The organism is Rhodococcus sp. 24CO (assembly GCF_050586165.1).
Lineage (GTDB): Bacteria > Actinomycetota > Actinomycetes > Mycobacteriales > Mycobacteriaceae > Rhodococcus_F.
The window spans coordinates 509,219-528,314 of the sequence record NZ_JAZFNF010000001.1; the positions used below are offsets into that span (position 1 = coordinate 509,219).

Here is a 19,096-nt window from a genome sequence, read left to right on the forward strand (position 1 = left end):
GCAAGTGGCTTCCACCAGTGATTTCAAGAACGGTCTGGTTCTGCAGATCGAAGGCCAGCTGTGGACGATTATCGAGTTCCAGCATGTCAAGCCCGGCAAGGGCCCTGCCTTCGTGCGTACCAAGCTCAAGAACGTGCTCTCGGGCAAGGTAGTGGACAAGACGTTCAACGCCGGTGTGAAGGTCGAGACCGCAACGGTCGACCGCCGCGACATGACCTACCTGTACCACGACGGTAGCGACTACATCTTCATGGACGGCGACACCTACGACCAGATTCCGATCAGCGAAACCGTTGTCGGCGACCAGTCGCGTTTCCTCCTCGAGAACATGGCCGTTCAGGTTGCAACTCACGAGGACGTCCCGCTTTTCGTCGAGCTCCCGGTCACGGTCGAGCTTGTCGTTCAGCACACCGATCCGGGCCTGCAGGGCGACCGCTCCACCGGTGGCACCAAGCCTGCCACCCTCGAGACCGGTGCCGAGATCAACGTGCCGCTGTTCATCAACACCGGTGACAAGCTCAAGGTCGATTCGCGTGACGGTAACTACCTCGGGCGTGTGAATTCCTAAAGTGTCCGGCACTCATAAGAAACTCGGTGCGCGCCACAAGGCGCGCAAGCGTGCTGTCGACTTCCTTTTCGAAGCCGAGGCACGTGACCTCGATCCGGTTGCACTGGCGTCGGAGCGTTCCGATCTGTCCGTCAAGGACGACGCGGTAGCTCCCGTTGCCCCGTACACGGTCACTTTGGTGTCCGGAGTTGCGGAAAACCTCGACCGGATCGATCAGGTCATCTCGTCGCACCTGCAGGACTGGACGCTCGAGCGTCTGCCTGCAGTCGACCGCGCGATTCTGCGTATTGCCGTGTGGGAACTCTTCCATGCGACGGACGTCCCGCCGGTTGTTGCCGTGGACGAGGCCGTCGAATTGGCAAAGCAGTTGTCGACGGACGACTCGCCGGGATTCGTCAACGGAATCCTCGGCCAGGTTGTCCTCGTAGCTCCGCAGGTTCGTTCGGCCGCTGCAGCGACTTCGCAGCGTGCGCAGGACACCGATTCGGGTACCGAGTAGCTCTACCGTTCCGCGTATTTCAGTACTACCGCCCGCCGTGCGAGCTTAGGTTGTGTGTCTGCACACAACCCGTCATGATGACGGCTCGCGCGGCGGGTTTCAGGTCTGTCGGCTGATAGGGTGGGGAACCGTCAGACATCCTTTAACGATCCGTCCAGTGAGGCGGAGAAGGAGGTCGCTGTATGAGCGTGCCCGAAGGGTCTCGCCCATCCGATCTTGCAGGTCCAGATACATCGCAGGCCAGTGACGCCGAGACCCGCGAATTGCTGTCCGCCCAGGATGTGGGCCGGACCGTCGCGCGAATCGCGCACGAGATCATCGAGAAGACGGCACTCGACGGACCAGAAGGTACTGCGCCTCGCGTCGTCCTGATCGGTATTCCGACCAGGGGCACCACCATCGCGACACGTCTTCGCGACAAGATCGAAGAATTCTCCGGTGTGCGTACTCCCATCGGATCTCTCGATATCACGCTCTACCGTGATGATCTCCGTACCAAGCCGCACCGCCCCCTCGAACGGACCTCCGTTCCCGAAGGTGGTGTCGACAACGCGTTGGTCGTGCTCGTCGACGACGTCCTGTTCTCCGGCCGTACCGTCCGCTCCGCCTTGGACGCTCTACGTGATCTGGGCCGTCCGCGTGCGGTGCAGCTTGCGGTACTGGTCGACCGCGGCCACCGCGAACTCCCGCTGCGCGCCGATTACGTCGGCAAGAACGTTCCCACCGCGAGGTCCGAGGACGTCAAGGTACTCCTCCAGGAACACGACGGCCGGGACGCCGTGGTCATTTCCGGAGGTAAGAGCGCGTGAAGCACCTTCTCTCCATCGCAGACCTCAACCGAGAGTCCGCGATCGAACTTCTCGACGAGGCCGAACGCTTCGAGCAGGCCCTCCTGGGCCGTGAAGTACACAAACTCCCGACACTTCGTGGCCGCACAGTCATGACGGTGTTCTTCGAGAACTCCACCCGCACTCGGGTGTCCTTCGAGGTGGCCGGCAAGTGGATGAGCGCCGACGTCATCAACGTCAGCGCATCCAGCTCTTCGGTGTCGAAGGGTGAATCGCTGCGCGATACCGCGATGACACTGCGTGCTGCCGGCGCCGACGCTCTGATCGTTCGTCATCCCGCGTCGGGCGCAGCTCATCAGATCGCCCAGTGGACCGGCAGCGCGTCGGACGGTGGCCCTGCCGTCATCAACGCCGGCGACGGCACTCACGAACATCCCACTCAGGCGTTGCTCGACGCTCTGACTTTGCGCCAGCGTCTCGGCGACATCGAGGGCAAGCGGATCGCCATTGTCGGTGACATCCTGCACAGCCGTGTCGCCCGTTCCAACGCATTGCTTCTGTCGATGCTCGGCGCCGAGGTTGTTCTTGTTGCCCCGCCGACGTTGCTGCCGGTCGGCGCGCACACCTGGCCGGTCACTGTCTCGCATTCGCTCGATGCAGAACTGCCCGGACTCGACGCTGTCCTGATGCTGCGGGTCCAGGCCGAACGTATGAACGGCGGATTCTTCCCGTCGCAGCGCGAGTACTCGATCAACTACGGCCTGTCCGAGAAGCGTCTCGGAATGCTGGCCGATCACGCGGTGGTCCTGCACCCCGGCCCGATGTTGCGGGGTATGGAAATTGCGTCCGCCGTCGCAGATTCGCCCAAAGCTGCTGTACTGCAGCAGGTTACCAATGGTGTGCACATGCGCATGGCTGTCTTGTTCCGGCTTCTGGTCGGTTCAGAGGATGGTGCGATGTGACAAGCAATCAGAACGGAGAATCGCCCGTGAGTGTCCTGCTCAAGGACGTACTGGTCTACGGAGAAGGGGAAGCCGTCGACGTCCGAGTCGGCGACGGAGTCATTCTCGAGATCGGCGTGAACCTGGATCCGGCCACTGCATCCGAGGTGATCGACGGCAGCGGCCAGATCCTGCTTCCCGGATTTGTCGACCTGCACACGCATCTGCGTGAACCCGGTCGAGAAGACACGGAAACCATCGAAACAGGTTCCGCGGCAGCCGCTCTGGGTGGATACACCGCAGTGTTCGCGATGGCGAACACCAGCCCGGTCGCCGATTCCGTGGTCATCACCGATCACGTGTGGCGACGCGGCCAGGAAGTCGGCCTCGTCGACGTCCATCCCGTCGGCGCTGTCACGGTCGGCCTCGAAGGCAAGCAACTCGCCGAGATGGCAACCATGGCTGCCGGTGTCGGCAAGGTCAAGATGTTCTCCGACGACGGCCACTGTGTCGACAACCCGCTGATCATGCGCCGCGCGCTCGAATACTCCAGCTCGCTGGGCGTTCTGATCGCGCAGCACGCTGAAGAGCCGAGGTTGACCGTCGGCGCAGTTGCACACGAGGGCCCGACGGCGGCTCGCCTCGGATTGGCCGGCTGGCCGCGCGCCGCGGAAGAGTCCATCGTTGCCCGCGACGCACTACTCGCCCGTGACGCCGGCGCCCGGGTCCACATCTGCCACGCGTCGACAGCGGGAACCGTCGAACTCGTCAAGTGGGCTCGTGGACAGGGTATTTCGATCACTGCCGAGGTCACCCCGCATCACCTGCTGCTCGACGATTCGCGTCTCGAGACGTACGACGCCATCAACAAGGTCAACCCGCCGCTTCGTGAGGCCAGCGACGTTGCTGCCCTGCGCAAGGGCCTGGCCGAGGGCATCATCGACTGCGTGGCCACCGATCACGCTCCGCACGCCGAGCAGGACAAGTGCTGCGAGTTCGCTGCTGCGCGCCCCGGCATGCTCGGCCTCGAGACGGCGCTCTCGATCATCGTGCAAACAATGGTCGAGCCTGGACTGCTCGACTGGCGCGGCGTTGCTCGCGTCATGAGTGAGCGTCCCGCAGCGATTGTCGGCCTCGACGATCAGGGCCGCCCCATCGAGGTGGGGGAGCCGGCCAACCTCACGTTGGTCGATCCCTCCGCAGAATGGACCGTGCACGGCAAGGCATTGGCGAGTGTCGCGAATAACACTCCGTATGAGTCGATGACATTGCCTGCTCGGGTCACGACCACACTGTTACGTGGCCGCGTTACTGCACACGACGGATCGCCGCGGCTGCTGAGCAGCAAGGAGTAGGCGTCATGGAGATGGAAAGAGTTCTGTGGATTGTCGGTCTGGTGGTCTTCTGGGCCGCGATGATCGGCTTGATGTTCATCGGCTGGCGTGGCCGCGCCCGACGACAGAAAGACAAGATCGGCGAGCTGCCAACAGTTCCCGCAACATTGGGTGAATTGCTGGTCATGCCGACCACCGGCCTGTACGTCGGCAGCACTATCGCGCCCAGCTGGCAGGACCGCATCGCTGTCGGTGATCTCGGATTCCGTGCGACCTGCGAGATCAGTCGCTACTCCAACGGAATTCTCGTCGAGCGTGACGGGGCGTCGGCTATCTGGATCCCCGAGAAGTCGATCCGCGCGATCCGCACCGAGAACGGTCTCGCAGGCAAGGTCATGAGCAAGGACGGGGTCCTGGTCATCCGCTGGGAGTTGCCGAGTGGAACCGAGATCGACACGGGTGTGCGCGGCGACGACAAAATGGTGTACCCGGACTGGGTCAAGCCGGTTACAGCTTCGAACAAGACGAACAACAATGAAGACGCAAGCTCTGGCGACATCGAGCAGAACGGAAAGAACGCATGAGCGGCTTTGACAGCAGCCCCGCAGTACTGGTCCTCGAAGACGGACGGGTGTTCCGCGGAACCACCTTCGGCGCGGTTGGACAGACGCTGGGCGAAGCGGTGTTCAGCACCGGCATGACCGGCTACCAGGAAACGCTCACCGATCCCAGCTACCACCGCCAGATCGTGGTCTCCACTGCGCCGCAGATCGGCAACACCGGCTGGAACGACGAAGACGACGAGTCGGTCGGACCGACCGGCGAGCGTGCCGGCGCAAAGATCTGGGTTGCCGGTTACGTCGTTCGCGACCCTTCTCGGGTGACCTCGAGCTGGCGCGCGACGGGTTCGCTGCAGGCCAAGCTCGAAGAGCAGTCGATTGTCGGCATCGCCGGAATCGACACTCGCGCCCTGGTTCGCCACCTGCGTACGCGCGGTTCGATGAAGGCCGGAATCTTCTCCGGTGAAGCCATCGCCGCCGACGACGAGTTGGTCCGACGGGTCCAGGATCAGCCCACCATGCTCGGCGCCGATCTCGCCGGTGAGGTCAGCACCACCAGTGGCTACGTCGTCGAGCCGAAGGGCGGCGAGGCGCTGTACACGGTTGCCGCCATCGACCTCGGTATCAAGACCAACACCCCGCGCATGTTCGCCGAGCGCGGCATTCGCGTCCACGTACTGCCGTCCAACGCGAGCCTCGAGCAGATCCTCGACCTCAAGGCCGACGGTGTGTTCCTCTCCAACGGCCCGGGCGACCCGGCCACCGCCGACGGCGCAGTGCACCTCACCAAAGAGGTCATCGGACAGGGCTTGCCGCTGTTCGGTATCTGCTTCGGCAACCAGATCCTGGGCCGCGCCCTCGGCCTGAGCACGTACAAGATGAAGTTCGGCCACCGAGGCATCAACATCCCGGTGATCGAACATCAGACGGGTCGCATCGCGATCACCGCTCAGAACCACGGCTTCGCACTCGAAGGTGAAGCCGGTCAGGAATTCGACACACCGTTCGGGCGCGCCGTGGTCAGTCACACCTGCGCCAACGACGGAGCCGTCGAAGGTGTTCGCCTGCTCGACGATTCGGCCTTCTCGGTGCAGTACCACCCGGAAGCCGCAGCCGGCCCGCACGACGCCGCGTATCTCTTCGACCGCTTCACCAGCCTGCTCTCCGCACGGAAAGAAACCGGAGTCAAGAACTAATGCCACGCCGTACAGATCTCAAGCACATCCTGGTAATCGGCTCCGGTCCGATCGTCATCGGTCAGGCCTGCGAGTTCGACTACTCGGGCACCCAGGCTTGCCGCGTCCTCCAGGAGGAGGGCCTGCGCGTCAGCCTGGTCAACTCCAACCCCGCCACCATCATGACGGACCCCGAGTTCGCCGACGCCACCTACGTCGAGCCGATCACGGCGGAGTTCCTCGAGAAGGTCATCGCCAAGGAAGCATTGCAGGGTAACAAGATCGACGCCGTCCTCGCGACGCTCGGCGGTCAGACCGCTCTCAATGCCGCAGTGGCGCTGCACGAGCAGGGCATCCTCGAGAAGTACAACGTCGAGCTCATCGGCGCGGACTTCGACGCCATCCAGCGCGGCGAGGATCGCCAGAAGTTCAAGGACATCGTTGCCAAGGTCGGCGGCGAATCCGCGAAGTCGGCTGTTTGCTACACGATGGACGAAGTACACGCCACGGTTGCCGAACTCGGCTACCCGGTTGTCGTGCGCCCGTCCTTCACCATGGGTGGCCTCGGTTCCGGTATGGCGTACAACGTCGACGATCTCAACCGGATCGCCGGCGGCGGTCTGGCTGCGTCGCCGACCGCCAACGTCCTGATCGAGGAATCCATCCTCGGTTGGAAGGAATACGAACTCGAACTCATGCGTGACAGTCGCGACAACGTCGTGATCGTCTGCTCCATCGAGAACGTCGACCCGGTTGGTGTCCACACCGGCGACAGCGTCACGGTCGCTCCGGCGATGACGCTGACCGACCGCGAATACCAGGCGATGCGCGACCTCTCCATCGACATCCTGCGTGAGGTTGGCGTCGACACCGGCGGCTGCAACATCCAGTTCGCGATGGACCCGGCCGACGGCCGTCTGGTTGTCATCGAGATGAACCCGCGCGTTTCCCGATCGTCGGCACTGGCATCGAAGGCGACCGGGTACCCGATCGCGAAGATGGCCGCCAAGCTCGCCATCGGCTACACCCTCGACGAGATCGTCAACGACATCACCAAGGAAACGCCGGCCTGCTTCGAGCCGACGCTCGACTACGTGGTCGTCAAGGCTCCTCGCTTTGCATTCGAAAAGTTCCCCGGCGCCGACGGAACACTGACCACCACGATGAAGTCGGTGGGCGAGGCAATGAGCATCGGCCGCAACTTCACCGAGGCATTCGGCAAGGTCATGCGCTCGCTCGAGACCAAGCGTGCGGGTTACTGGACTGGCCCCGAGGTCGAAGCCGAGAGCCTCGAGGCTCTGCTCGCCGATATCAGCGTTCCGCAGGACGGCCGCATGTACGGCATCGAGAAGGCGTTTGCCCTCGGCGCCACCATCGAGCAGCTCTTCGACGCCACGAAGATCGACCCGTGGTTCCTCGACCAGTTCCAGCAGATCCACGAACTCGGCGAAAAGCTGCGCGTTGCAGAGACTTTCGACGAGGTTGCACTGCGTCAGGCCAAATACCACGGACTTTCGGACCGTCAGATCGCGGCCCTGCGCCCCGAACTCGGCGGAGACACGCACGAAGGTGAGGACGCAGTTCGCGCCCTGCGTGACGAGCTCGGTGTTCGCCCGGTCTACAAGACCGTCGACACGTGCGCCGCAGAATTCGAAGCCAAGACGCCGTACCACTACTCGACGTACGAGCTCGACCCCAACGCCGAGTCCGAAGTGGCTCCACAGACCGAGCGTCCCAAGGTCCTGATCCTCGGATCGGGCCCCAACCGCATCGGTCAGGGCATCGAGTTCGACTACTCGTGTGTCCACGCTGCGCAGACTCTGTCCGAGGCCGGCTACGAGACCGTCATGGTCAACTGCAACCCCGAGACCGTCTCCACGGACTACGACACCGCTGATCGCCTGTACTTCGAGCCGCTCACATTCGAGGACGTGTTCGAGGTCTACCGCGCCGAAGCACAGTCGGGCACCGTTGCCGGTGTCATCGTCCAGCTCGGTGGCCAGACCCCGCTCGGGTTGGCAAAGCGGCTCGAAGCTGCAGGCGTTCCCATCGTCGGAACCACCCCCGCAGCCATCGACCTCGCCGAGGATCGCGGCGAATTCGGTCGAGTACTGACCGAAGCCGGCTTGCCCGCACCGAAGTTCGGCACCGCCACCACGTTCGACGGCGCCCGCGACATCGCAGCAGGCATCGGCTACCCGGTCCTGGTGCGTCCGTCGTACGTGCTCGGTGGACGCGGCATGGAGATCGTGTACGACGAGGCTTCACTCGCCAACTACATCTCCCGGGCCACGGAGATCTCGGACGACCGTCCCGTGCTGGTCGACCGCTTCCTCGAAGATGCGGTCGAGATCGACGTCGACGCTCTGTGCGACGGCACCGAGGTGTACCTTGCGGGCGTCATGGAGCACATCGAGGAAGCCGGAATCCACTCCGGCGACTCCGCCTGTGCGCTGCCGCCCATCACCCTGGGCCGTGCGGACCTCGAGAACGTTCGCCGCTCCACCGAGGCTCTGGCCAAGGGAATCGGCGTCAAGGGCCTGCTCAACGTGCAGTACGCACTCAAGGACGACATCCTCTACGTCCTCGAAGCGAACCCGCGCGCCAGCCGCACCGTCCCGTTCGTCTCCAAGGCGACGGCTGTGCAGTTGGCCAAAGCCTGTGCTCGCGTCATGCTCGGCGAGTCCATCGCCGAACTGCGGGTCAGCGGCATCCTGCCCGCAGAGGGCGACGGCGGCAACACCCCCGCCGGCGCACCGATCGCAGTCAAGGAAGCAGTGCTGCCGTTCAACCGCTTCCGTCGCGCCGACGGAACCGGCGTCGACACCCTGCTGAGCCCGGAAATGAAGTCCACCGGTGAGGTCATGGGTATCGACTTCGACTTCGGCACCGCTTTTGCCAAGTCGCAGACCGCCGCCTACGGATCGCTGCCCACCGAAGGTGCCGTATTCGTCTCGGTTGCCAACAAGGACAAGCGTTCGCTGATCTTCCCGGTCAAGCGCCTTGCGGATCTGGGCTTCACGATCCTCGCCACTGATGGAACCGCAGAGGTCTTGCGCCGCAACGGTATCGAGTGCACCAACGTGTACAAGCAGTCCGGCGAAGAGGTGCCGGAGGGCGCTGTGACCATCGTCGACCAGATCCGCAGCGGTGAGGTCGCGATGATCATCAACACCCCGTACGGCAACTCCGGCCCGCGCGTCGACGGATACGAGATCCGCAGTGCCGCTGTGGCGTCGAACATTCCGTGCATCACGACGGTGCAGGGCGCTTCGGCTGCCGTTCAGGGCATCGAAGCGGTTCTCCGCGGCGACATCGGGGTTCACTCCCTGCAGGAACTGCATGCAGGTCTTCGTCAGCCGGCACAGCAGTCGTGAGTCATAGTTGGGGTCATCGTCTCCGGTCCGCGATCGCGGACCGGGGGCGGCTGTGCGTCGGTATCGACCCGCACCCTGCTCTTCTCGACGCGTGGGGCCTGCCGCGCAACGCCGAAGGTCTCGAGACCTTCGCCGAGATCTGCGTCGAGGCGTTCACCGGTGAAGTCGCACTCGTGAAACCTCAGGTTGCGTTCTTCGAGGCATACGGCAGCGAAGGTTTTGCCGTGCTCGAACGCACCATCTCGGTGCTTCGCGCTGCGGGCACGCTTGTCGTCGCGGACGCCAAGCGCGGCGACATCGGTTCCACCATGGATGCGTATGCACACGCATGGCTCGGTGAATCGCCCCTGACCTCGGATTCGGTGACGGTGTCGCCCTATCTCGGATTCGGCGCCTTGGCTCCGGCCCTGGACCTTGCCCGCGAGAATGCGCGCGGAATCTTTGTGCTTGCGCGCACGTCGAACCCCGAGGGCGGCGGATTGCAGCAGTCCTGCGCCAATGGCGTGTCGGTGGCGCAGTCGATTGTCGACGACGCCGTTGCCGCCAACGCAGACGGCCGCGACACCGTCGGACTGGTCGTGGGCGCTACTCGCGATCACGGCTTGGACCTGACCGACTTCAACGGCCCGATCCTGGCTCCGGGACTCGGCGCTCAAGGCGCGACGGCTGCAGATCTGGCCGAGATCTTTGCCGGTTCGACGGAGTTGCTCCTGCCGAATTCGTCGCGCGGTGTTCTCAAGTACGGACCGTCGGTATCGGCGCTCCGCGAGGCGGCCATGCGTGATCGGGACGAGATCGAAGCAGCGTTGGCGAACTGATCCGTGAGCGATCACGACGTATCCGGTGGTGTCGGATCACGGTGGTACCGTCCTGCGGTGAGTGGATTGGACGGATTGTGGACGCGTCGCTGGTGGCGGGTCGGGGTGCTTGTTGCGGTGTGCGGGTTGTTGGCCACCGGGTTTCAGGCTCTGACCGGTGTACACGGCGACGACCTCGCGGTGTACCGGACGGCCGGGCAGGCCGTCTTGGACGGCACAAACCTGTACGACGGCTCGTTCAACGCCAGATTGCCGTTCACGTATCCACCGTTTGCCGCCGTCGTTGCCGTCCCGGTAGTGATCGGCACCTGGGGTTTCATGCAGTGGACGTGGAGTTTCATCAGTCTTCTGATGCTGGCCGCGATCATCGTACTGAGCTACCGGGGAGTGCCGCTCACGCGTAAGCGGCCACTGTCGGTGTATGTGGGATTCCTGATTCTGTGGACGATCGCGTCGCCGATTTCGGATCATCTCGGGTACGGGCAGGTTGGACTGTTTCTGACGTTCCTGTGCCTGATCGACGTCCTCGCGCGGCCGAAGTGGCTGCCCGAGGGCGTCTTGGTCGGCATAGCCGGCGCCGTCAAGCTCGTGCCCATCGTCTATCTCGGCTACTACGTCATCACCGGGAAGTGGAAGGCGTTTGCGGGAGGGGTCGCGGGTTTTGCCGGAGCCACCGCTGTGGGTTTCGCGATACTGCCACGGGCGAGCCTCGACTACTTCGGTGACATCGCGTCGCTGTCGGGACGCGTCGCCGTGGGGGACCCGGCGGTATTCGGAAATCAGTCGCTCCGCGGAATGGCGCTCCGGGTGCTTCCCGACGCCATGGTGGGGCCTGTGTGGCTGGCTGCGTGTGTTGTGCTTGCCGGGCTGGGGATTCTTGCGACGCGGCGTGTGCAGCGCTTACGTGGAGATCTGGCGGCGTTTACCGTGGTCGCGCTGCTTGCCGCTGTAGTGACACCTATCGCGTGGACCCATCACTTCGTGTGGCTCGTGCCCGCCGTAGGCGTGCTCTTGACGCCGCCGCGGGGGAGGAGCACGATCCCCGCCTGGTCGTGGGCCGCCGTTGCGCTGACTGCAGCAGTGGTGCTGTTCCGGTTGCCGCGCGTCGGAGCGGACCTCGACATCCCGGTTCTCGGCTTTGCATTGGAAAATTCTCTACTCTGGGCTGCGTTTGCTGTCCTCGTGGCGTTGGTCGTACCGGGTTCGAGCCGAAATGCCGGTGCCGACGCGAGCGCCGGCACTCCGAAATCTTCGCTTTCTGCGTGAGTTCGGCTCGCGACACGCGCAAACGCGTCGAATTGCGTCGAAAAATTTCACTGTGGCACCGGGCACGTTCGGTGGCGGCGTGGCCGAGGCCTGGGACAACCTTGGGTGCTATTCGGTAGATTTACCGAAAAGTCTTGTGTTAGAATAGGTTTCGCAATCATATAAACGTCCATGTTGTTTTGTTTCAGTCGAGATCGCGCTGTCGTGGACATCGATTTCGAGATGCGATCCAAGACGCATAACCCACCGTGATCTGCACCGGACCGCGGGGGGTGGGTTAGCAATTCGCGCCAGGCGTGAGTACGGTCGCTATCGCTGCTGGTTATCCAGTGGAATAGACAAAATTTGCACACGACGAGACGGAGGAACCGTGGCCCTTCCCCAGTTGACTGATGAGCAGCGCGCTGCTGCTTTGGAGAAGGCAGCTGCTGCCCGCAAGGCCAGGGCTGAGCTCAAGGAGCGCCTGAAGCGTGGCGGCACCGACCTTAAAGAGGTCCTCAAGGACGCCGAAGACAACGAAATCTTGGGCAAGATGAAGGTTTCTGCACTGCTCGAGGCTTTGCCGAAGGTGGGCAAGGTCAAGGCTCAGGAGATCATGACCGAGCTGGAGATCGCTCCGACCCGTCGCATCCGCGGCCTCGGTGATCGTCAGCGTCGGGCTCTGCTCACCAAGTTCGACTTCGAGGTCTGAGTCGAACCGTGAGAAAAACTGGCGCAACAGTAGTGATGAGCGCTGCGAAAACAGTTTCTTATGAGTGCTGAGGCTGTGTCAGAGAGCAAGACTGCAGTGCGGAGGGGTCGGCTGGTTGTACTAGCCGGCCCCTCGGCTGTCGGTAAGTCGAGTGTGGTCCGCGAACTGAGGACTCGGTTGCCCGAGTTGATGTTCAGCGTGTCGGCAACGACCCGCGATCCTCGCCCAGGTGAGGTGGACGGCAAGGACTACCGCTTCACCACTCGCGACGAGTTTCAGCGGATGATCGATTCCGGTGAACTCCTCGAATGGGCCGACATTCACGGCGGACTGCAGCGATCGGGCACCCCTGCTGCCCCCATCGAAGAAGCTCTCGAAGCAGGACGACCCGTACTGGTCGAGGTCGATCTGGCCGGAGCCCGTGCGGTACGCAAGGCAAAACCCGAAGCTCTCCTGGTGTTCATGGCTCCGCCGAGTTGGGACGTTCTCGTCCAGCGACTCACCGGGCGAGGTACCGAATCCGACGAGGTCGTCGCGAGGCGCTTGGAGACGGCGCGAGTCGAATTGGCCGCCCAGGACGAGTTCGACACGGTCATCGTGAACGAGGATGTCAGCCGTGCTTGCGATGAGTTGGTATCCTTGTTGGTTGGGAACTGATTTTCATCCATCCAGGTGCATAAAATCGATTCATGTAGGCCTTCATTCAAGATCTAATTCAGGAGACACAAGAGTGAGCAGCACTTCAGCCGCGTCCGCCGCAAGCCAGGGCGCTCTGCCTGCCTACGACACTCCGCTCGGCATCACCAACCCGCCGATCGACGAGTTGCTCGAACGCACCTCCTCGAAGTACGCCCTGGTCATCTACTCGGCCAAGCGTGCTCGCCAGATCAACGACTACTACAACCAGCTCGGTGACGGCATCCTCGAGTACGTAGGCCCCCTCGTCGAGCCGGGCCTGCAGGAAAAGCCGCTTTCCATCGCGCTGCGCGAAATCCACGCTGATCTGCTCGAGCACACCGAAGGCGAGTGAGCACGTCGTCTGCCGCTCCCGAATCGGCTTCGGGCACCGGGGGAGTAGCGGAAGCTTCCGGTACGGCGCGTAAACGCATCGTTGTGGGTGTCGGCGGGGGTATCGCGGCGTACAAAGCGTGTGCGATCATCCGCAGCTTCACCGAGAGTGGTCACCACGTTCGCGTGATTCCCACCGAGTCCGCACTGGAATTTGTCGGTCGAGCAACCTTCGAGGCGCTCTCCGGCAATCCAGTGCATACCGGTGTCTTCGCCGATGTACCGCAGGTGCCGCATGTGCGACTGGGGCAGGAAGCGGACCTTGTTGTCATCGCGCCCGCCACAGCCGATCTGATGGCACGTGCCGTCATGGGCCGAGCCGACGACCTGTTGACCGCAACCTTGCTGACAGCTCGTTGTCCCGTCGTCTTCGCACCGGCGATGCACACCGAAATGTGGGAACACCCCGCAACGGTGTCCAACGTCGCGACCCTGCGTTCGCGCGGAGTCCACGTGATCGAACCGGCATCAGGACGATTGACCGGCAAGGACACCGGTGCCGGTCGGTTGCCCGAACCTGACGAGATCGTCGGCCTCGCGTCGTTGCTCCTCGAACGCAGTGATGCTCTGCCTCGTGACCTCGAAGGGCGTCGCGTACTGGTCACCGCGGGCGGTACCCGCGAACCTCTCGATCCGGTTCGTTTCCTCGGCAACCGCAGCTCAGGCAAGCAGGGATACGCCCTGGCTCGCCTGGCCGCCCAGCGAGGTGCTCAGGTCACGTTGATCGCCGGGTACACGGCCGATCTAGCGGATCCGGCAGCCGTCGACGTCGTCCACATCAAGACAGCCGAAGATCTTCGTTTGGCCGTCGAGAAGCATGCCCCCGGGCAGGACGGCATCATCATGGCCGCTGCCGTCGCCGATTTCCGGCCCACCACGGTGGAGGGAAGCAAGATCAAGAAGGGCGCGAACGAACCCGACTCGATCCCCCTGACGCGCAACGCGGACATCCTTGCCGGCCTCGTCGAATCGCGTCGAGCTGGTGATCTTGCCGCGGACACCGTCATCGTTGGATTTGCGGCCGAGACCGGTGACGCACACGGCGATGTCCTGAGCTACGCCCGTTCGAAACTTGCTCGCAAGGGCTGCGATCTTCTCGTGGTCAACGCAGTCGGCGAGGGCAAAGCATTCGAAGTTGATCACAACGACGGTTGGCTTCTCGGCTCCGACGGATCCGAGGCTGCACTCGAGCACGGTTCGAAAGCGTTGATGGCCAGCCGCGTACTGGATGCGCTCATCGCGTTATTCCCGTAACGGGATGAGGTCCTTCTCACCCCTTTCGGGTGAGCGGAAGGGTGTTGCGCCGAGCGTTCAACGGATATCGTCGGCGCAGCTACACCCTGAATGAAGCGACAAAACGGCCACCGAACGGTGGTCGTGTTATTTCAATAAGCTGTAGTCATGAACTCAAGGCGTCGAGAGGGAGATCTGTGAGCAAGTCCGGCAGTCGGCTATTCACCAGCGAGTCCGTCACCGAGGGGCATCCGGACAAGATCTGTGACGCGATCAGCGACTCCATCCTCGACGCGATCCTCGCGCAGGATCCGCGTGCCCGCGTCGCCGTGGAGACTCTTGTCACCACGGGCCAGGTTCACGTCGCCGGTGAGGTCACGACCACGGCATACGCCGACATCCCCAAGATCGTCCGCGACACAGTTCTCGAAATCGGGTACGACAGCTCCGCCAAGGGCTTCGACGGCAACTCGTGCGGTGTCAACGTCGCGATCGGCGCGCAGTCTCCGGAAATTGCTCAGGGCGTTGACCACTCGCACGAAGCTCGTGTCGACGGAACCCTCGACGACGAAATCGACCGTCAGGGCGCCGGCGATCAGGGCCTGATGTTCGGCTACGCCACCACTGACACGCCGGAACTGATGCCGCTTCCCATCGCGATGGCTCATCGCTTGTCGCGTCGTCTGACCGAGGTTCGCAAGAGCGGCGTCCTGCCGTACCTGCGTCCGGACGGCAAGACTCAGGTCACCATCGAGTACGACGGTGACAAGCCGGTTCGCCTCGATACTGTCGTCATCTCCACGCAGCACGCCGCAGACATCGACCTCGACAACCTGCTCACCCCGGACCTTCGCGAGAAGGTGCTCAACTCGGTGCTCGCAGACATCAATGTCATTGATCTGGACACCTCCGACGTACGTCTGCTCGTCAACCCGACGGGCAAGTTCGTGCTCGGTGGCCCGATGGGTGACGCCGGTCTGACCGGACGCAAGATCATTGTCGACACCTACGGCGGAATGGCTCGTCACGGCGGCGGCGCATTCTCCGGCAAGGACCCGTCAAAGGTCGACCGCAGTGCCGCCTACGCAATGCGCTGGGTTGCCAAGAACGCCGTTGCGGCCGGCCTCGCCGATCGCATCGAGGTTCAGGTTGCCTACGCCATCGGCAAGGCTGCTCCTGTCGGCTTGTTCGTCGAGACGTTCGGTACCGAGAAGACCGACCCGGCTCGGATCCAGCAGGCCATCACCGAGGTGTTCGACTTGCGTCCGGGAGCGATCATTCGCGACCTCGATCTGCTGCGCCCGATCTACGCGCAGACCGCGGCGTACGGTCACTTCGGTCGCACCGATATCGATCTCCCGTGGGAGAGCACGGATCGTGCGGACAAGCTGCGCAGCGCAGCAGGTCTCTGATAACTGACGTACAGACGGGGCGCGGGTGGGCGCGGAAAGAGTAGCGGCAGAGGTTGATCCGGTTGCCCGGGTACTCCCGATGCTCCCGCTCGCCCATCTCGACCGAGAGTTCGACTACCTCGTTCCCCGTGAACTCGAAGCGGATGCGCAACCCGGTGTACGGGTGCGCATCCGCTTTGCTGGTCGTCTGGTCGACGGTTTCATCGTCTCCCGTGAAGCGACCAGCGATCATCAGGGCAAATTCGGGTGGCTCGAACGCGTCATTTCCGCCGAGCGAGTCCTCAGCGCCGAGATAGCGCAGTTGGTCGACCGCGTTGCCGAGCGCTATGCCGGCACCCGGGCCGACGTGCTTCGGCTTGCCGTTCCGCCCCGCCACGCCAAGGTCGAGGGCGAGCCGTGGGAACCGAGCGGTGACATTGCCGCGCCTACGTTGGACGAACGAGGATGGCACCTCTATCAGTACGGCGACGCGTTTGTCACCGCTGTCCGCGAACTGCGCGCTCCGCGAGCAGTCTGGCAGGCATTGCCCGGTGAAGATTGGCCACTGCGGTTGGCTGAACTCGCCGGCTCGGTGGCGTCGGCCGGCAAGAGTGCAGTCATCGTCGTTCCGGATCAACGTGATCTCGATCGAGTCCTCGCCGCCTGCGAGAAAGTATCCGGACCTGAAGCGGTAGTAGGACTTTCAGCGGGACTTGGCCCGGCCATGCGCTATCGGCGGTGGCTCGCGGCGCTACGCGGCAGTGCGCGCATCGTTGTCGGAACACGAAGCTCCGTTTTTGCCCCCACTCCCGACACCGGACTTGTTGTCGTGTGGGACGACGGCGACGACAATTTGTCCGAGCCGCGCTCGCCCTACCCGCATGCCCGCGAGTCTGCGGTATTGCGGGCGCATGTGGCCGGGTGCGCCGTGGTGATCGGCGGGTTCTCACGAACCGCGGAGTCTCAGGTGCTGGTCGATTCGGGGTGGGCGCACGATTTGGTCGCCGCTCGCGACGTGGTCAGGCACTGCTCACCCAAGATCACCGCGTTGGCGGACAGTGATCATGCGTTGGCCCGGGACCCTGGCGCGAGGGCAGCGCGGTTGCCGGCGATCGCCTTTGCCGCAGCGAGACGAGCATTGGGCGACGGGCGCGGCGTGTTGGTCCAGGTGCCGCGTCGTGGGTACGTTCCGACGCTCGCCTGCGGGAAGTGCCGGGCGCCGGCTCGGTGCCGTCGTTGCAACGGACCGTTGGCGTTGCCGTCTGCAGCCGGTCCCGACGGTGCCGGAATTCCCGAGTGCCGTTGGTGCGGCGTCGCCGACGCGGCTTACCGGTGCCATGCCTGTGGAGCCAAGGCACTTCGTGCCGTTGTGGTCGGGGCGGGCCGAACAGCTGAGGAACTCGGTCGCGCGTTCCCCGGGGTGAAGGTCGTGCTGTCCGGTGGTGGCGATGTGGTCAAGGAAGTTGCCCAAGGCCCGGCGTTGGTGGTCTCGACCGTCGGCGCAGAGCCGGTGATGACCGGGGGTTACGGTGCTGCTTTGTTGCTCGACGGGTGGGCATTGCTCGGACGTGCAGATCTTCGCGCCGAGGAAGAGACACTGCGGCGCTGGATGTCGGCCGCCGCCTTGGTGATTCCGCTGTCCGACGGCGGCGAGGTAGTCGTGGTCGCGGATTCGGGAATCCCGACAGTCCAGGCTTTGGTCCGGTGGGATCCAGTTGGCCACGCCCGCAGTCAGTTCGACGAACGAGACGAGGTCGGATTTCCCCCCGCGGTGCATCTGGCGGCAATCGACGGTGGTAGTGCCGCGATTGCCGAATTAGTAGCTTCCGCTGATCTGCCTGCGAGCGCGGTTCTTCTCGGGCCCGTGGAATTACCCGCGGGCGAGCGGCTTCCGTATTCAGGTGAGGACGAGGCGGGCGTAGCTCCCGAGCGTCTGCTGATTCGGGTGCCGCGCAAGGATGGCCGGGCACTGGCTGACGCTCTAGCTCACGCGCGAGCGGCAAGGAGTGCCAGAAAATCCTCCGGGCCCGTGCGTATTCAGATAGACCCGCGTCGAATCGGCTGAGAATTTCTTGGTGGCCTGGCGCTTTGCAGGATTACGGACATGTGCTGCCTATACTGACCACTGTCTGACGAGGGAATACCGGTGAGAATCCGGAACTGACGCGCAACGGCGATGGGATTTCCCACGAGTCCGAATACTCGTCCGGCACCACATCGAAGATGGCGATTGCCACATGTTGGGCTCCGCGACCGAGCCCCTGATCGAAGGACGACCTTCCGTGCCCACCGCACCACTGACGCGAGCACTCACTGCCGCGACCGGATTGCTCTGCACCACCGCACTACTGACCGGATGCTCCAGCGCATCTGCGCCGGACACCGCGACCCCGACAGCAATTGCCGCTGATGCAGCGGGCCCTACCAGTTACCCGCTGATGCTCGAAAACTGCGGGTTGACAGTAACATTCGACTCGGCGCCGCAACGAGCTGTGTCGCTGTACCAGAGTTCGACGGAGATTCTGCTCTCGCTCGGTCTGGGCGACCGGATGGTAGGCACCTCCACCTGGTTCGATCCCGTTCTCGCTCCACTCGCGGCTCAGAACGACGTGGTGCCGAGACTGGCGGACAATGACGCATCGCTCGAAGTGGTACTCGACACCGAACCCGATCTTGTGACATCGGCGAGCGCCCACACCTTCACCTCCGCCGTCGTCGCGGAGCGCTCGCGATTCGCGGAACTGGGAATTCCCACGTATCAGTCGCCGTCTGTCTGTACCGACGCCGTCGTAGAGGGGGAGAACGTCTCGCGTACCGCGACGCTGACGATCGACACCCTGTACCGGGAGATTCGTGAGCTGGCGGCGATCTTCGACGTGCAGGATCGTGGCGCAGAGTTGATTGCCGCATTGCAGTCGAGGCTTTCCCTAGCGGCGGCCGATGTTGCCGGTTCGGGAAGAACTGTCGCCTTTTGGTTCTCCGGGCTCGAGGCTCCGTACATGGCCGGATGCTGTTCGGCCCCAGGGCTTCTTGCAGATCAGGTGGGCGCGGTCAATGTATTTGCGGACCTGTCCGACGACTGGCCGGAAGTGAGTTGGGAGGCGGTTGCCGACCGCGACCCGGATGTGTTGGTGCTCGGTGACCTTCACCGTCGGCGGGTAGACGGTGATTCGTTGGAAACAAAAATCGCTTTCCTCGAATCGAATCCGGTGACCGCGCAGATGACTGCGGTGCGGAACCGCAACTACGTGACGTTGTCCGGAGCAGAGATGGATCCAGGGATTCGCGAGATCGACGCTCTGGAAAAACTTGCGGACGGGCTGCGCGCGACAGTCGGCTGATACTGCTTCGAGGCATTGCACCCTCGATCCATGCGATATATCGTCG

General features: G+C 63.4%; 17 protein-coding genes. All 17 read left to right on the forward strand.

Going from position 1 to position 19,096, the window contains the following annotated elements:
* Window positions 1-4 precede the first annotated feature (4 nt).
* The 17 genes from efp (at window position 5) to V2B23_RS02530 (ending at window position 19,050) form a co-directional block, all read left to right on the forward strand.
* Entirely contained in the window at window positions 5-568 is a 564-nt protein-coding gene (gene efp, locus V2B23_RS02450) for an elongation factor P (RefSeq protein WP_430948858.1), read from the forward strand.
* Window position 569: 1 nt separating this feature from the next.
* The gene (gene nusB, locus V2B23_RS02455; RefSeq protein WP_430948859.1) at window positions 570-1,067 is read left to right on the forward strand and encodes a transcription antitermination factor NusB; all 498 of its coding nucleotides are present in this window, start codon (window positions 570-572) and stop codon (window positions 1,065-1,067) included.
* 182 nt (window positions 1,068-1,249) lie between these two features.
* Complete coding sequence (pyrR, locus tag V2B23_RS02460) at window positions 1,250-1,876, forward strand: bifunctional pyr operon transcriptional regulator/uracil phosphoribosyltransferase PyrR (protein WP_430948860.1); 627 nt, start codon at window positions 1,250-1,252, stop codon at window positions 1,874-1,876.
* Window positions 1,873-2,817 (forward strand): aspartate carbamoyltransferase catalytic subunit, encoded by a 945-nt coding sequence (locus V2B23_RS02465; RefSeq protein ID WP_430948861.1) that lies wholly within the window; start codon window positions 1,873-1,875, stop codon window positions 2,815-2,817. Before pyrR ends, V2B23_RS02465 begins: the two co-directional genes overlap by 4 nt.
* Window positions 2,814-4,151: a dihydroorotase gene (locus tag V2B23_RS02470; RefSeq protein ID WP_430948862.1), complete on the forward strand. Its 1,338-nt coding sequence runs from the start codon at window positions 2,814-2,816 to the stop codon at window positions 4,149-4,151. Before V2B23_RS02465 ends, V2B23_RS02470 begins: the two co-directional genes overlap by 4 nt.
* Window positions 4,152-4,162: 11 nt before the next feature.
* Window positions 4,163-4,714, forward strand: a complete 552-nt coding sequence (locus V2B23_RS02475) for a transporter (protein WP_430949169.1) — start codon at window positions 4,163-4,165, stop codon at window positions 4,712-4,714.
* On the forward strand, window positions 4,711-5,886 hold the full coding sequence (gene carA / locus V2B23_RS02480) for a glutamine-hydrolyzing carbamoyl-phosphate synthase small subunit (protein ID WP_430948863.1): 1,176 nt from the start codon (window positions 4,711-4,713) through the stop codon (window positions 5,884-5,886). Before V2B23_RS02475 ends, carA begins: the two co-directional genes overlap by 4 nt.
* On the forward strand, window positions 5,886-9,242 hold the full coding sequence (gene carB, locus V2B23_RS02485) for a carbamoyl-phosphate synthase large subunit (protein ID WP_430948864.1): 3,357 nt from the start codon (window positions 5,886-5,888) through the stop codon (window positions 9,240-9,242). Before carA ends, carB begins: the two co-directional genes overlap by 1 nt.
* A complete protein-coding gene (pyrF, locus tag V2B23_RS02490) occupies window positions 9,239-10,060 on the forward strand; it encodes an orotidine-5'-phosphate decarboxylase (protein ID WP_430948865.1) in 822 nt (273 codons plus the stop codon). The genes carB and pyrF overlap by 4 nt, the downstream gene beginning before the upstream one ends.
* A 57-nt stretch (window positions 10,061-10,117) precedes the next feature.
* Window positions 10,118-11,326 carry a glycosyltransferase 87 family protein gene (locus V2B23_RS02495; protein WP_430948866.1) on the forward strand — a complete coding sequence of 403 codons (1,209 nt, stop codon included), beginning with the start codon at window positions 10,118-10,120 and terminating at the stop codon, window positions 11,324-11,326.
* Window positions 11,327-11,696: 370 nt separating this feature from the next.
* A complete protein-coding gene (gene mihF, locus V2B23_RS02500; protein ID WP_033232153.1) occupies window positions 11,697-12,017 on the forward strand; it encodes an integration host factor, actinobacterial type in 321 nt (106 codons plus the stop codon).
* 60 nt (window positions 12,018-12,077) lie between these two features.
* Window positions 12,078-12,674, forward strand: a complete 597-nt coding sequence (gene gmk, locus V2B23_RS02505) for a guanylate kinase (RefSeq protein WP_092808094.1) — start codon at window positions 12,078-12,080, stop codon at window positions 12,672-12,674.
* Window positions 12,675-12,747: 73 nt separating this feature from the next.
* A complete protein-coding gene (gene rpoZ, locus V2B23_RS02510; protein WP_033232151.1) occupies window positions 12,748-13,047 on the forward strand; it encodes a DNA-directed RNA polymerase subunit omega in 300 nt (99 codons plus the stop codon).
* Window positions 13,044-14,339: a bifunctional phosphopantothenoylcysteine decarboxylase/phosphopantothenate--cysteine ligase CoaBC gene (coaBC, locus tag V2B23_RS02515; RefSeq protein ID WP_430948867.1), complete on the forward strand. Its 1,296-nt coding sequence runs from the start codon at window positions 13,044-13,046 to the stop codon at window positions 14,337-14,339. The genes rpoZ and coaBC overlap by 4 nt, the downstream gene beginning before the upstream one ends.
* A 176-nt stretch (window positions 14,340-14,515) precedes the next feature.
* Complete coding sequence (gene metK / locus V2B23_RS02520; RefSeq protein WP_033232149.1) at window positions 14,516-15,730, forward strand: methionine adenosyltransferase; 1,215 nt, start codon at window positions 14,516-14,518, stop codon at window positions 15,728-15,730.
* A gap of 25 nt (window positions 15,731-15,755) precedes the next feature.
* Entirely contained in the window at window positions 15,756-17,774 is a 2,019-nt protein-coding gene (locus V2B23_RS02525) for a primosomal protein N' (protein WP_430948868.1), read from the forward strand.
* Window positions 17,775-17,991: 217 nt separating this feature from the next.
* The gene (locus tag V2B23_RS02530) at window positions 17,992-19,050 is read left to right on the forward strand and encodes an ABC transporter substrate-binding protein (RefSeq protein ID WP_430948869.1); all 1,059 of its coding nucleotides are present in this window, start codon (window positions 17,992-17,994) and stop codon (window positions 19,048-19,050) included.
* Window positions 19,051-19,096: the final 46 nt, after the last annotated feature.

Coding starts and splice junctions, on each gene's coding strand:
- pyrR (WP_430948860.1), top strand. CDS start 1,250: ATGAGCGTGCCCGAAGGGTCTCGCCCATCCGATCTTGCAGGTCCAGAT.
- V2B23_RS02475 (WP_430949169.1), top strand. CDS start 4,163: ATGGAAAGAGTTCTGTGGATTGTCGGTCTGGTGGTCTTCTGGGCCGCG.
- carA (WP_430948863.1), top strand. CDS start 4,711: ATGAGCGGCTTTGACAGCAGCCCCGCAGTACTGGTCCTCGAAGACGGA.
- carB (WP_430948864.1), top strand. CDS start 5,886: ATGCCACGCCGTACAGATCTCAAGCACATCCTGGTAATCGGCTCCGGT.
- gmk (WP_092808094.1), top strand. CDS start 12,078: ATGAGTGCTGAGGCTGTGTCAGAGAGCAAGACTGCAGTGCGGAGGGGT.